We start from the raw sequence: 13,324 nt of genomic DNA on the forward strand, positions 1-13,324 counted from the left end.
TTTTTTCAAAAAAACTACAGAAAAGCTCACAATGTTAGTAATTAAAACTAACATTGTGAGCTTTTCTCATTTTTGACGATTGGATAATTCGATAAAATAACACTAAAACACAAAATAACTGTCTGTTTCTCTTATTGGGCAACAGCTAATTGATACAATGGCAGGAGTTGTTGATAGGTTGCCAACATATAAGCTCGTGCTTTTTCAGGGTTTTGCCACAAGTCACTATCTTTGGGAATGATGCGCCCAATTTCAAACTCACCTTTTTTTACATCTCTAAAACGAGTTAAGGCTTTCTCTAAATCCGTTTCTGGCAGCGGAGTAATTTGAGGAACCGTATGATCCAAGGAAACATACGTATCTTCTGGTAATGCTTGGAATAATTGCTGATTATCTAAAAAGGCTTGCGCAATCTGCTTTTCATTTTTAGGATTATCAATGAATGACAACCACATAAACACATAGTCGCCCCAAATGCCTAATTGAAAATGCGGCTGCATTTTATACCCGCGCTTATTCGGACTAAGTGCTGACCAAGTATTTTCTGGTGGATACACGGTGCGACGGCGATGTTGCGCAATATGGACAAACAACTCCGTTCCTAGTTCAGGCGCTAGTTGTTCGGCAAAATACGTGTCTAATTCTTGAAAAATAGGTTGAATTTGCGCACGGATAACCGCCATTCGTTCATCTAATCCAGCAACTTCAAAGGCTGCGAATTCTTTTTCTGTAAACATCAACATTTCTCTAATTCCTCTCTTAACTTGTCTTCCGCTTCTATTTTTGTCGATTTTGCCATGTTTCCAGTGTCATCCCACGATAAACATCTGTGACAATTTTCCCTTTATTAATTCGAGCATTGGGTAGTGTTCCTTCGTAGGTAAAACCAATTTTCTCCATGACACGACCAGAAGCTGGATTGTCTTGATCATGTAAAGCAAAGATTCTCATGAGTTTCATTTTTGCAAAACCCAGTTCAACTAACGCCGTCGCGGCTTCAGGCATGTAGCCATTGCCCCAAAAGGCACGGTTCAAGACATAGCCTAATTCTCCAATATTATTGGTTTCATTGACCCGCAAATCAATCGTGCCAATCATTTTGCCCGTTTCTTTCACTTCAATCCCATATTTTCCTAAAGGTTCCCCCATAAAATATTTAGCAATGTTTTGTCGTGTTTCAGCGATTGTTTGATTTTTCAAAAACACATAGCGGACCGTTTCCTCATCTGAAGCATATTCGTACATATCTTCTGCATCGGCTAATGTGACGGGCCTTAAAATCAAGCGTTCGGTTTCGATTCGTTGGTTTTCTGCAAAAATCAATGGATAATTCATGAGCAAAACTCCCTACTTTTCTACATACTTTACCGAAAAACAGCGAAACACGCAAGGAAAATCGGCATTTCCCTTGCGTGTTTCTTTAATTAGCGTTTAAGCGAATGATGGCAATGATCGTCTGAACAGCTTTGGCCATTGATTCAACGGTAATGAATTCATATTGCCCATGAAAATTCTCGCCACCTGTAAATAGATTAGGCGTGGGAATGCCCATGAAAGAAATCTTAGAACCATCTGTCCCGCCACGAAATGGTGTGATGATTGGTTCAATGTCACAACTTTCCATTGCTTGGACGGCCAATTCTACAGGAGTCCAATCTTTTTCGATGATTTCCTTCATATTATAGTATTGGTCTTGGAAAGTAATTGTTAGTCTGGGTTTATCCGCCAGCGCATTTAAACGTTGGACTTGTTTTTCCAAAAATTGCTTTCTCGCTTGAAAGTTTTCTTGATCATGATCCCGAATGATATAGACAAGTTCTGCTTTTTCAATACTTCCTGTAAATTTATTGAGTAAATAAAATCCTTCATTTCCACGTGTTTGTTCTGGCACTTCCTTTTGCGGTAGTGATTGATCAAGTTGTTCGCCTAATTTAATGGCATTTACTAACGAACCATAGGCCGTTCCCGGATGGACACTGGTTCCCTCAATTGTTATCACAGCTTGGGCAGCGTTAAACGTTTCATACTCGAAATGCCCCACGCGGCCACTGTCAATCGTATACGCAAAAGCGACTGGGAAGTTCGGCGCATCAAATTGATCGGCCCCGCGTCCAATCTCTTCATCTGGACCGAAGGCGAGCCAAACATCCCCCCGCGCTACTTCTGGATGTGCCAAAAAATACTCAACAGCAGCTAATATCTCGACAATTCCCGCTTTGTCATCTGCTCCTAAAAGTGTGGTTCCGTCTGTAGTAATCAACGTTTCCCCTTGATATTCTTTTAAATTGGGAAATTCAGCAACCGATAAAACGATGCCTTGTTCTTGATTCAAGAGGACATCTTGGCCATCATAATTAGTGATGACTTGGGGACGGATATTTTCTGCTGAAAAATCCGCCGTATCCAGATGTGCAATCAACCCAATACTCTTCGCTGCAGGTTGGTTACCAGGCAACCGTGCCGTTAAAAAGCCGTTTTGTTTGTTATAATGCACATCGGCCAAGCCTAATTCATGAAGTTCTGTTTCAATCATTTTGGCTAAAACCACTTGACCGACCGTCGTCGGTGTGGTTTGACTGTTGGCATCTGAACGGGTGTTAACTTTCACGTAAGTTAAAAATCGTTCGACTAATTTTTCCATTTTTTACTCCTTCTTCCTGAATCATTCTGTTAAATAAGCATTGCGCAAGTGGAAATAATCCCCATACAAGTGATAACTAATGCCTTTCAATTTAGGATTGATTAGATAATTTGAGGCACTTTGATACAGCGGTACTTGGGCAGCATCTTGGTTCAACAAGATGTCTTCCGCTTCTTTGTATTCTGCAAACTGTTTCTCTGGATTATTGGCATTAATCGTTCGTGCATCTTCTACCAGTTGGTCGTATTTGGCATTATGATAATTGCCATAATTGTAACTTGATTCTCCTGCATATAAGTTAAAGTAAGAGTCTAATTCACTACTGCCGGCAATCCATCCTGAAAGAGACAACTCATAATTTTTTTCACGTCGCGATTGGTTCACATTATTACTTGGTTGCGATGAAATGGTAATTTCTAAACCTGGCAGATTTTCTTGCAACTGACTTTGAACATATTCAGCAATTCGTTTTCCTTGATCTGTATCTGCCGCCAGCAATGAAAGTTTCACTTTTTTACCGACATCCGCTTGGGCTTTCGTCCATTCAGCTTGAGCTTTTTTGACGTCATTTTTCAAATATTCGCCACTGTAAGCTCGGAAATCTTCATCTGTTTCTGGATTCGCATAAAGTTTACTTGGAATCAATCCGTTGAGGGGGTTTGACCCATCGTTTAAGACACTTTGTGTTAAGGCTTCTTTATCAATTGCTTGGCCAATCGCTTTTCGTAAATGAACATTCGCTAATGGCGTTCCTTCTTTTTTGTTGAAATCTAAGAAGTAGTTGGCCACATCTGGATGACTGACATAGCCTGGATCATCTTGATATTGTTGAACATATTGTCCGTTAATGCGAACTAAGTCTAGTTCATTCGCTTGATATAAGTTAATCCCAGTATTATCTTCTTTGATTGTGCTAACCGCAACTTCTTCCAGTTTCACTTGATCCGCATCATAGTATTCTGGATTTTTTTTCAATGTCCAAGTATCTGAAGTCGCATCCCAATTGGCTAGCGTAAATGGCCCGCTATAAAGTAAATGTTCACTATCCAAGGCGTAATCTTTGCCTTGCGCTTCGACAAATTTTTGATTTTGTGGCGCTAACCAAGCAATCGAAACGACTGCTAAGAAGGAAGGTTGGGCCTGTTTTAATTCAACAATGAATTCTTTGTCATTAGGGGCTGAAATCCCTAATTCATCGACTGACTTTTCACCGTTGCGTATTTCAAAACTATTTTTAACACTGTCTAGTAAATAGGCATTTGGTCCAATCGTCGCTGGTGTCACCAGTTTTTTCCAAGAATAAACAAAATCTTGGGCCGTGATTGGCTCGCCGTTGCTCCACTTAATCCCCTCCCGCAAGGTAAAGTGGTACTTGCGTCCATCGTCACTAATCTTGACATCTTTAGCTAGAGCTGGCACCGTGGCACTATCATCATCAAACCGATAAAGGCCTTCAAATAAATGTTGTGCCATTGTAAAGGTATTTTTATCTGTTGTTTGTGTTGTATCCAATGTTGAGATTGGTGCAGGTGAACTAATACTGATTTTTTGTTCAGCTGCTAAATTTCCCGAATCTACTTTCTCTGCCGCTTCTTTGGTTCCGCCACATGCGGCTAAAAGAAACCCTGTTGCAATCAAACCTACTACTTTTTTCCCCAATTTCATGTTGTTGCCCCCTCATATTTTTTAAACAAATAAAAAAAGCATTCGTCCTAAAAAGGACGAATGCTTATGCAATCGCGGTACCACCTTTGTTGATCTCTTCGCTAAAAAAGATCCGCTCGTTTCCAGTACAATCATACTGTAGCGCTATAACAGGCGCACCTGAATTGGTTTAAGCGAACGGCTTCAACCAACCTGTTCAAAGGCCATTTTCCCCTTTAACGTCACTACCTCTTCTCACCAAACGAGGCTCTCTGCAAGCTATTTTAAAAAGTACTTTCCTTCTCATCACATTTTGTTCTTTTATTTGTTTCATCAATCATACTGATTTACGGATAGTTTAGCAAACATTTTCGAGGCCGTCAACCACATTTTTAATTTAAAACTTTTTTGTTTTTCATTAAAAAAAGAAAAGAGGTTTCAATCCCTCTTTTCTAAAACAATTTTACTCTAATCCTTTTTTAACATCTTCTATCATCAAATGCATTGATTCTAATCCACCACCGCTTAGATACCAAACATCTGGTTGAAGCATAATGACTTTATCATTTTTACCAGCATCGGTTTTTTGAATCAATTCGTTTGCAGCGACGTTATCTTTTGAATCGTCGCCACCAATTGCTTTGGTGCGATCTACCACAAAGAGAATCCCAGGATTTTTTTCTAAAACATATTCGTAAGAAACACTTTGCCCATGAGTGGAAGCTTCAATCTTATCGTCTGCTGCTTTGAAGCCAAATGTATCATGAATTAAACCGAAACGAGAGTCTTTTCCGTAAGCGGAAAGTTGTCCTTCGTTAACTAACACGACAAGCGCATTATTCGCGCTAGCTTCTGCTTGTTTTTTCACGTCAGCAATTTCTTTTTCTAAGCCAGTTATTTTTTCTTTGGCTACCTCTTCTTTATCAAAAATAGTGCCTAACGTTTCGATATTTTGTTTCGTTGATGCCCAAGGATTTTTGGCATCTACAGCTAAGTAAATGGTTGGCGCAATGGCTTTTAATTGTTCTTGATAATCTTGTTGACGACCAGAAATAATAATCAAGTCTGGTTTTAGTTGATTGATTTTTTCTAAATCTGGTTCTTTAATACCGCCTGCTGATTCAACTTTTTGGTATTTTTTCAAATACGCAGGGATATTTTTGGTTGGCGCACCTACCACGCGGTCACCGACACCTAGTGCGTCCATTGTATCCAAGGAACCATTGTCAAAAACAACGACTTTCTGAGGATTTTTGGGAACGGTTAATTGACCATTTGTGTCTTTGACTGTGACTTCCGTTTTAGCTGTTGTTTCTTTTGTTGCAGAATCTGCTGTTTTTTTATTTGTTTGACAAGCACTTAACATTAACAGTCCCATCATTGAAACTGCCATCATTGCTAAAAATTTCTTTTTCATTCTTTTCCTCCAAAAATGTTATTTTTAAATTGCCCGATTTAGTGATAAAGACAAAAGCGTTTTCCTTCAATTTCACAAATCCGGATATTCATTTCATAAAGATCATTTAAAATACTTGTTTGAATAACTTCTTCTGTTGCGCCATGCGCATAGAGCTTTCCGCCTTTCATGGCGACAATTTCATCTGCATAGCTTGCGGCAAAATTAATATCATGTAGAACAATCAGAATCGTTTTTCCTAGTTCATCCACTAAGCGTTTAAGAATCTGCATCATTTGAACCGCATAATTCATGTCGAGGTTATTTAAGGGCTCATCCAATAAAATATAATCGGTATCTTGGGCTAAAATCATGGCAATATACGCCCGTTGTAATTGGCCCCCAGAAAGGGTATCAATGTATTCTTCCGCCATTTCAGTTAAGCCCAATTGTTCCAGTGCTTCTGTTACTTTTTCGTGGTCAGCGCTTTTTAAGCGACCTTTGGAATAAGGAAAACGACCAAAATTGACCAGTTCTCGCACAGTTAATTTAAGTTGTACACCGTTGGCTTGTTTTAAAAGGGCAATTTTTTGTGAAAAAGCCGATTGCTTCCAGGTTTTTACTTCTTGCTTGTCCAGATAAATTTCCCCGGTATCTTTGGGAATTAAGCGACTCATCATGGCTAGCAGCGTGCTTTTCCCAGCGCCATTTGGTCCAATAAAGGCCGTTAATTTGCCTTCAGAAATAGGTAAATCAATGTCTGAAACGACAAATTTATCGCCATATTTTTTTGATACATCACTCATCTGGATCATGTGCGTTGCTTCCTTTCTGCAATAATTTTCCATATAAAATAAACGCCCCCAACAAATTGAATCACCACACTTAGCGGGGTATTCAAATGAAAGACCTGTTCAACCATCAATTGACCGAACACCAGTAAAAAGACTGCTATTAAACTCCCTGCCACAAACAGTTCTCGGTGGCGATAGGTTTTCATGAATTGATAACTCATATTGGCCACGATAAAACCTAAAAATGTAATCGGTCCCACTAATGCTGTTGATAAGCCGACCAGACTACTGATCAAACACAACAACACTAATTGAAACTGACTCACAGCAATCCCCAAATTCTGTGCTTGATGGTTCCCTAAATGTAAAACGTCTAAACGGTAACTTTCCCGCCAAAGTATCCCACAAATCATGAGTACCGCCACACCAACGAAAACGAGATACTGACTATTGACGTTACCGAAACTGGCAAACAACTTTCCTTGGAGTAAGTCGTATTCGTTAGGATCCATAATCACTTGTAAAAACGTACTAATACTACTGAAAAAAGTACCTAAAATCATGCCAATCATCAATAATAAAAATAAATCGGATTGATTTTTGCGTAATAGAAAATACGATAAACTAGTACTTAAAAACACCATTAAAAAGACGTTCATCAAAAACGAACCAAGACTTACTTGACCTAACGCTTGTGCGCCTCCTAAAAGAAAAAATAACACCGTCTGTACAAAGACATACAAGGAATCCATCCCTAAAATGTTTGGCGTTAGGAAATGATTTTGCGTGACCGTTTGAAAACTAATAGTTGAAAAAGCCGCAGCGATTCCGACAAAAATAAAAGCCAATAACTTTTTCCCTCGTAACGCCAAAGCAAAGGACCAATTGCCATACGTGTTATAAGTTAAATAACAAAGGCTCACAATTACTACGGCAGCTAAAAGCAAAAGTAATGAAAGCCATTTTTTTAAAGGCCGTTTCATTGTTTGCGCCCCCTTAGTAATAATAAAATGAACAAAATGCTCCCTAATGTTCCGACAACCACGCTGACAGGAATTTCATAGGGGGCAATCAATACTCGTGCTAAAATATCACAGATTAACAAGAACAAACTCCCGCAAATCCCAGTTAACCACAAGGTATTTTTCATATGATCGCCATAACGTAAAGACACGAGATTAGGAATCACAACCCCTAAAAACGGAATATTCCCCACCATCAATAAAACGATGGCACTTGCTAAAGCAACCAGCGTCAAACCTAAAAACTGAATTCGCTGGTAATGGACGCCAAGACTATTTGCAAATGCTTCACCCATACCAACGACAGTGAAATGATAAGCAAATAAATAAATAACAAACCACAAAGGAATCATTAAGAATAACCATTCATAATTCCCTTTCATAACTGTGGAAAAATTTCCTTGTAACCAAGCAGACATATTTTGAACCAATTGGTATTGATAGGCAAAAAATGTGGCAATTGAACCTAGAATGTTACCAAACATCACGCCCACCAAAGGGACCATCACTTGATTCTTACTTGGTAATAATCGAATGAGCGCTAAGAATAACAAGGTCCCGCTTAGCGCAAAAATAAAAGCAATTGCCGTTCGATAGAGAAACGGAGCTGTTGGGAAAAATAACATTGCGACTAAAATACCCAACCTTGCACTATCGGTTGTTCCAGCGACACTAGGAGCGACAAATTTATTTTGTGTGAGTTGCTGCATAATCAATCCAGAAATACTCATCGTACTACCAGCAATGATTAAACTCAACGTGCGGGGAACACGGGTGGTAAATAAAACAAATTGTTGCTGCGCATCTAATTGAAACAACTGAGAAAGTGCAATGTCCTTCACCCCTATCACTAATGACAATAAACTGAAAAGTAATAGTAGAACAAACAAACCAATCTTTTTCATGAGAAAACTCCATTTTTATTTAATTGAGAATGATTCTCATTCTTAGTTACAGTGTATGAGAAAACCATCACAAATGCAACCACTTTTTTTCCTTTATTAAAAACTTCTTCTCAAGCCGACTGACCAACGACTTATCTAAGATATGCTATAATGGAGGGAAACGTTAGGAAAGGAGTGTTACTGAATGGCGAATGATGACTTACAACAACGTCTGGATAAAGGAATGTACGGTACGCCCCTCGTTAATCCTGAAGAACAACACAAATACATGGGCACATTTCGTGAACGCTGCCGTCTCTCCATGACCGTCGCTGAAATGAAAGATGCACAGAACCAAAAACATTTATTAGAAGAATTAGCGAAGCATCCTGAAGTTACAGTACTTTTAAATGGCGAAATCTCTTCTGACCTGCAAAGTACCTATATTAAATTATTAAATCAGCATGGCGCAACCTTTAAGATTGTTAACAATTTTGTGGAGAACAACCCTGACTCTCTCGGCTTACTGTTAGCTGAAAAACATGCAGTAGATGAACCTGTGATTGACGTTACAGAAAAATATCCTCAAGCAACCGAAACGCCAAAAGAAGAGCCAACAGCTAAAAAAGGCTTTTGGCAAAAACTATTTCACTCATAAAAAGCTCAAGGAAAGTTATGAGCGCTTCCATTTATAATAGAATTATGCTATTATAAAGATGAAAAAGAGAGGTATGCGGGTACATACCTCTCCTTTTATACCAACACCAGTTATAAGAACTGGTGGCTTACTGAGTTAAGTTTTGAATCTTAACCGTTCGGCCTACGAAGCTTGTGAACGGTTATTTTTTATTGTTTTTCGTTGCTTCAAGGATACCGAAAATCAGTAGTGCAACAAACGCTGCAAAACTAATCATCAATTCCAATGCCGCTTCGATTGACAAAAAAATGCTCCTTTCGTTAAAGTGCATCGGATACACATAGGCATCACCTGCCTCTCTAACTCAGAGCCACCGTCATACAACTTTCATTGGTAATAGCTTTAGTATAACCTATTGGGTGCACCAAGAAAACGTTTTTATAGGAATTTTCTATAAAATGATATAAGTTATGAGCGCTTCCATTTTAAATAGAATTATGCTATTATGAAAATGAAAAGAGAGATATGCTACTACATACCTCTCCTTTATACCAACACCAGTTATAAGAACTGGTGGCTTACTGAGTTAAGTTTTTGTTGTTCTTTAACCGTTCAGCCGTCTAAGCTTATGAACGGTTATTTTTTATCGTTTTTCGTTGCTTCAAGGATACCGAAAATCAGTAGTGCAACAAACGCTGCAAAACTAATCATCAATTCCAATGCCGCTTCGATTGACAAAAAATGCTCCTTTCGTTAAAGTGCATCGGATACACATAGGCATCACCTGCCTCTCTAACTCAGAGCCACCGTCATACAACTTTCATTGGTAATAGTTTTAGTATAACCTATTGGGTGCACCAAGAAAACGTTTTCATAAAGAATACCGCCAAAAAATCTATTATGAATTTTTTGGCGGTATTCTTTTTTATTGAACCACTTCTGGGTATAAAAGTTTTAAAACGTCCATTGTTAAACGGCGTCCTTTTCCAGCGTAAGGATACACATGCATGTGCATGGCTGGATTAAAGTTTGCTTCGATAATCCCGTACGTTAAGCTATCACGTGTGCCTTTTACGTCTTTGTCAGGAATGATTAAATCAATGCCACAAATTTTGGCTCCTAAAGCAGCTACGGCCTCAATGGCGATTTGTTTATAACTATCATCAATGACATCGGTCATATCAATCGAATCCCCGCCCGTGCTAACATTAGAATTTTCTCGCAAGTACACGATTTGCTCTTTTTCTGGCACAGAATAGATAGTTAAACCTTGTTCTTTCAACATTAGTTTTTCTAAATCATTTAACTGGATTAATTCTAGTGGTGCACGGTGATTGGTCCCCCGCAATGGATCACTATTTTTAGCGGCCACCAATTCTTCTACAGTGTGTTTGCCATCTCCGGTAACATTGGCTGGCACGCGCAACATGATGGCTTTTACATCATTATCTAACACAAAGAACCGATATTCTGTTCCAGGTAAAAACTCTTCAATTAAAACCGCTGTGTCCTCTTTAAAAGCAATCCGTAACGCTTCCGTAAAGTCTTCCAACGAAGCGCCTTCTTTAAAAATGGTAATTCCTAAACCGTAATTCGTTGATTTTGGTTTCACGACAAACGCTTTATTGGCGTAGCGTAAATGTGCTTCTTGTGCCTCAATAAAAGATGAAAATTCTTCACCGCCAGGCACATGGAAACCTGCTGCAGACAAAATTTTCTTTGTCACGGTTTTGTTTTCCATAATCAATGGTACCACGTAGTTATCTTTGCTAGTCATGTTGGCATTTTTGACGTATTCAATGTGCTCGCCATGTTGCAGTTTCAAAAATTGCTCTTGTTCATCTAAAATTTCGATTTCCAAACCTTTTTGAATCGCATCAAACAAGAAAATTTGTGTGGATAATTCCATCTCACGGAAACCAGCTAATTGATAAGGGCGTTCAAAGGCCATACTTTGATATTGGTTTCCAAAAATATTTCCCAGTTCACTGTTGGAATTTTCTTGAATAATCGTCCACATTTTGCCAGAAACGGTGTCTTGTGGATTCCGCAGTTGTTGATAATACTTACCGACAACTTCTTTGCCTTTGCGAATGCCTAGAGCATCTAACATATCAATCATTTCTGAAAAAATTCGATCGCCTTCTGCAATTAACTTAATCGTTTCATGAGGATGACCAAGAGCCACTTGTTCATTAAAAATATCACCAGTTTTTACCCATTCATCCGCTTCTTCTTTTTCATCTGTCCACAATAAATACAACATGAAATAATGTAAGAAATCCACAGTATCTTCCACAATGCCTAAACGTGAAAAAGGATTTAAGTCTAAATTACGCAACTCGATATAGCGAATACCTGTTTTAGGCAGATCAGACATTTGTTTCCCGCCACGTAAGCGCACAGGCGCATAAAATTCTTTTTCTTCAGAAAGTAAACCATTTTCCACCATGCGATGAATATCTTCTAAATAGCGTTCCAATGAGGCATACGATACTTTCACATTGTCATGATTTCTGTAGCCATACGTACTATTCCGAATACTGCGAATGGGTTCTTGCGGTTGGTCGTCATAGACCCTAAAGTAGCCGTCTTCACTAACTGGCGAAGCCCCAAAAAGATACGTAATTAACCAACGATAACGTAAAAAGTTACGGGCAACTTTCATGTACACTTTCGTTTTAAATTGTTTGCAATCTGTCACTTCGGATTGTTCATCATATAATTGCTGAATCAGGGCTTGGTCATATTCAAAATTAAAATGAATTCCGCTGACCATTTGTTTTCGTTTGCCATACTCTTTTGCCAAATAACGACGATATAACACCGCATCATATTGATCTAATTTAGCGATTTTAATCTCTTCATCTTTTGTTGGTAATTGTGGCGGCATACTTAATGGCCACAGCATTTCATCTTCTGGAATCGAACGACGAGCCACATCGTGAATGGCATCTAAAAAACGAAGCATTTCTGTGCCGCTATTTGCTACAGGCGTGATTAGTTCTAATTGTGTTTCACTAAAATCTGTTTGAATATATGGATGATAAGAACGGTTACCAAAAACCGTGGGATGATCAGTTGTCGCTAAAAGCCCTTCTCGTGTACTACGTTGGTTTTCTTTTTCTAAACCAAAACGAGCCATCAATACGTAAGGACGAACATTTTTCTTTTGCATTAATTCTCTATAATTCATCTTGTCGCCTTTCTTTCTACAAACTATCTGTTTCTCTTACTATTATATAGGAAAATGAGTAAATATGCTGTTTTTTTGAACGTTCACTTGGGAATTTTCGAGACACTTTTAGAGAGCGCCTTTTTCCGTTATACTGAAAACAACTAGTTTATAGAAAGTGGGGATTGCTCATGAAAAATCGTGCATTACTTTTAATTGACTTTCAAAAAGGCATCGAAAGTCCGTCGCAGCAATTGTACCGTCTGCCAGCAGTGTTGGAAAAGGTCAATCAGCGTATTGCTGTCTACCGCCAACACCATGCGCCCATTATTTTTGTTCAACATGAAGAAACCGAATTACCTTTTGACTCAGACTCTTGGCAACTTTTTGAAAAGCTGGATGCACAGCCCACAGATTTTTTCATCCGCAAAACGCATGCGAATGCCTTTTACCAAACAAATTTAAATGATTTACTGACGGAACACGACATTCAAACGTTAGAAATCGCTGGTGTCCAAACCGAGTTTTGTGTGGACACTACAATTCGGATGGCTCATGGTTTAGGCTATACGTGTTTGATGACACCGAAAACCACTTCCACCTTGGATAATGGACATTTAACCGCGGCACAAATTATCCAACATCATGAAGCTATTTGGGCTGGCCGCTTTTTGACTTTTTTGAGCCTGTGACAAAAATCACTTTGGATTTTTGTTCCGGGCTCAAAATCTGATAAACGGCGGGAACAGAACCAACACTACGCGTTGCTCCGATCTCAACAACTTCTAAGATGTTTTCTCGACATGCGTCTCGTCACAGTACAGCCTTCAAAAGAGCTAAAGCTCTAAGAGTTGCGATGTTTCACTGTGAAGCATGAACAGATGAAATCATCGTACCTACTTGGTGAAGGTCCTTCGGAAATAAGCCGAAATTGACTTTCTCACACAAGTGTTCGGCGTATCTTAATCCTTCCAAGTGTTGAGAATCACGAAGAACGTAGTGATTCGATGATGAACAATACCTACTTGGTCTCCAAAAATTAAAGAACACCGGGTAGGTATCATGCAACATCAACTCGTACCTCGTTGTGTTTTATGACAATTTTCGGAAATTCCTTCTTATTGCTGAGAA

The 13,324-nt window shown here is 38.9% G+C and carries 13 protein-coding genes and 1 other annotated feature; of the genes, 2 read left to right on the top strand and 11 right to left on the bottom strand.

What is annotated here, in order from left to right; translation table 11 throughout:
* Positions 1-131: 131 nt before the first annotated feature.
* From IGK82_RS12110 to IGK82_RS12145, 8 genes are all read right to left on the bottom strand, one after another.
* Positions 132-743 carry a YktB family protein gene (locus IGK82_RS12110; RefSeq protein ID WP_002361033.1) on the bottom strand — a complete coding sequence of 204 codons (612 nt, stop codon included), beginning with the start codon at positions 741-743 and terminating at the stop codon, positions 132-134.
* 34 nt (positions 744-777) lie between these two features.
* Positions 778-1,335, bottom strand: coding sequence for a GNAT family N-acetyltransferase (locus tag IGK82_RS12115; RefSeq protein ID WP_010709944.1), 558 nt, complete (start codon positions 1,333-1,335; stop codon positions 778-780).
* An 85-nt stretch (positions 1,336-1,420) separates the two neighbouring features.
* Positions 1,421-2,641, bottom strand: coding sequence for a peptidase T (gene pepT / locus IGK82_RS12120; RefSeq protein WP_002413782.1), 1,221 nt, complete (start codon positions 2,639-2,641; stop codon positions 1,421-1,423).
* A 21-nt stretch (positions 2,642-2,662) separates the two neighbouring features.
* On the bottom strand, positions 2,663-4,306 hold the full coding sequence (locus tag IGK82_RS12125) for a peptide ABC transporter substrate-binding protein (protein WP_002413783.1): 1,644 nt from the start codon (positions 4,304-4,306) through the stop codon (positions 2,663-2,665).
* Between the two features lie 49 nt (positions 4,307-4,355).
* Positions 4,356-4,601, bottom strand: a binding site (T-box leader).
* Between the two features lie 147 nt (positions 4,602-4,748).
* Positions 4,749-5,702, bottom strand: coding sequence for a siderophore ABC transporter substrate-binding protein (locus IGK82_RS12130; RefSeq protein WP_010709946.1), 954 nt, complete (start codon positions 5,700-5,702; stop codon positions 4,749-4,751).
* A 38-nt stretch (positions 5,703-5,740) separates the two neighbouring features.
* Positions 5,741-6,496 (bottom strand): ABC transporter ATP-binding protein, encoded by a 756-nt coding sequence (locus tag IGK82_RS12135; protein WP_002354962.1) that lies wholly within the window; start codon positions 6,494-6,496, stop codon positions 5,741-5,743.
* Positions 6,493-7,458 carry an iron chelate uptake ABC transporter family permease subunit gene (locus tag IGK82_RS12140; RefSeq protein WP_016622541.1) on the bottom strand — a complete coding sequence of 322 codons (966 nt, stop codon included), beginning with the start codon at positions 7,456-7,458 and terminating at the stop codon, positions 6,493-6,495. The genes IGK82_RS12135 and IGK82_RS12140 overlap by 4 nt, the downstream gene beginning before the upstream one ends.
* A complete protein-coding gene (locus IGK82_RS12145; protein ID WP_002354960.1) occupies positions 7,455-8,402 on the bottom strand; it encodes an ABC transporter permease in 948 nt (315 codons plus the stop codon). The genes IGK82_RS12140 and IGK82_RS12145 overlap by 4 nt, the downstream gene beginning before the upstream one ends.
* Before the next feature lie 184 nt (positions 8,403-8,586).
* Here IGK82_RS12145 and IGK82_RS12150 point away from each other — a divergent pair, with 184 nt between their 5' ends.
* On the top strand, positions 8,587-9,039 hold the full coding sequence (locus IGK82_RS12150; RefSeq protein WP_002359057.1) for a YueI family protein: 453 nt from the start codon (positions 8,587-8,589) through the stop codon (positions 9,037-9,039).
* A gap of 181 nt (positions 9,040-9,220) precedes the next feature.
* On the opposite strand, the gene IGK82_RS12155 is transcribed toward IGK82_RS12150, so the two are convergent.
* The 3 genes from IGK82_RS12155 to gshAB form a co-directional block, all read right to left on the bottom strand.
* Positions 9,221-9,322 (bottom strand): putative holin-like toxin, encoded by a 102-nt coding sequence (locus IGK82_RS12155; protein ID WP_021164441.1) that lies wholly within the window; start codon positions 9,320-9,322, stop codon positions 9,221-9,223.
* 332 nt (positions 9,323-9,654) lie between these two features.
* Complete coding sequence (locus IGK82_RS12160) at positions 9,655-9,756, bottom strand: putative holin-like toxin (protein WP_075551663.1); 102 nt, start codon at positions 9,754-9,756, stop codon at positions 9,655-9,657.
* Positions 9,757-9,943: 187 nt separating this feature from the next.
* A complete protein-coding gene (gene gshAB, locus IGK82_RS12165) occupies positions 9,944-12,214 on the bottom strand; it encodes a bifunctional glutamate--cysteine ligase/glutathione synthetase (RefSeq protein ID WP_002368430.1) in 2,271 nt (756 codons plus the stop codon).
* 170 nt (positions 12,215-12,384) lie between these two features.
* Here gshAB and IGK82_RS12170 point away from each other — a divergent pair, with 170 nt between their 5' ends.
* A complete protein-coding gene (locus IGK82_RS12170) occupies positions 12,385-12,885 on the top strand; it encodes a cysteine hydrolase family protein (RefSeq protein WP_010709949.1) in 501 nt (166 codons plus the stop codon).
* Positions 12,886-13,324: the final 439 nt, after the last annotated feature.

The organism is Enterococcus sp. AZ197, assembly GCF_050556405.1.
Taxonomy (GTDB): domain Bacteria; phylum Bacillota; class Bacilli; order Lactobacillales; family Enterococcaceae; genus Enterococcus; species Enterococcus faecalis.

What these genes read in the sequence shown, in the direction of transcription:
- IGK82_RS12135 (WP_002354962.1), bottom strand. Translation starts at nt 6,496, where the DNA reads ATGATCCAGATGAGTGATGTATCAAAAAAATATGGCGATAAATTTGTC.
- IGK82_RS12110 (WP_002361033.1), bottom strand. Translation starts at nt 743, where the DNA reads ATGTTGATGTTTACAGAAAAAGAATTCGCAGCCTTTGAAGTTGCTGGA.
- IGK82_RS12125 (WP_002413783.1), bottom strand. Translation starts at nt 4,306, where the DNA reads ATGAAATTGGGGAAAAAAGTAGTAGGTTTGATTGCAACAGGGTTTCTT.
- IGK82_RS12170 (WP_010709949.1), top strand. Translation starts at nt 12,385, where the DNA reads ATGAAAAATCGTGCATTACTTTTAATTGACTTTCAAAAAGGCATCGAA.
- IGK82_RS12115 (WP_010709944.1), bottom strand. Translation starts at nt 1,335, where the DNA reads ATGAATTATCCATTGATTTTTGCAGAAAACCAACGAATCGAAACCGAA.
- pepT (WP_002413782.1), bottom strand. Translation starts at nt 2,641, where the DNA reads ATGGAAAAATTAGTCGAACGATTTTTAACTTACGTGAAAGTTAACACC.
- gshAB (WP_002368430.1), bottom strand. Translation starts at nt 12,214, where the DNA reads ATGAATTATAGAGAATTAATGCAAAAGAAAAATGTTCGTCCTTACGTA.
- IGK82_RS12150 (WP_002359057.1), top strand. Translation starts at nt 8,587, where the DNA reads ATGGCGAATGATGACTTACAACAACGTCTGGATAAAGGAATGTACGGT.
- IGK82_RS12130 (WP_010709946.1), bottom strand. Translation starts at nt 5,702, where the DNA reads ATGAAAAAGAAATTTTTAGCAATGATGGCAGTTTCAATGATGGGACTG.
- IGK82_RS12140 (WP_016622541.1), bottom strand. Translation starts at nt 7,458, where the DNA reads ATGAAACGGCCTTTAAAAAAATGGCTTTCATTACTTTTGCTTTTAGCT.
- IGK82_RS12145 (WP_002354960.1), bottom strand. Translation starts at nt 8,402, where the DNA reads ATGAAAAAGATTGGTTTGTTTGTTCTACTATTACTTTTCAGTTTATTG.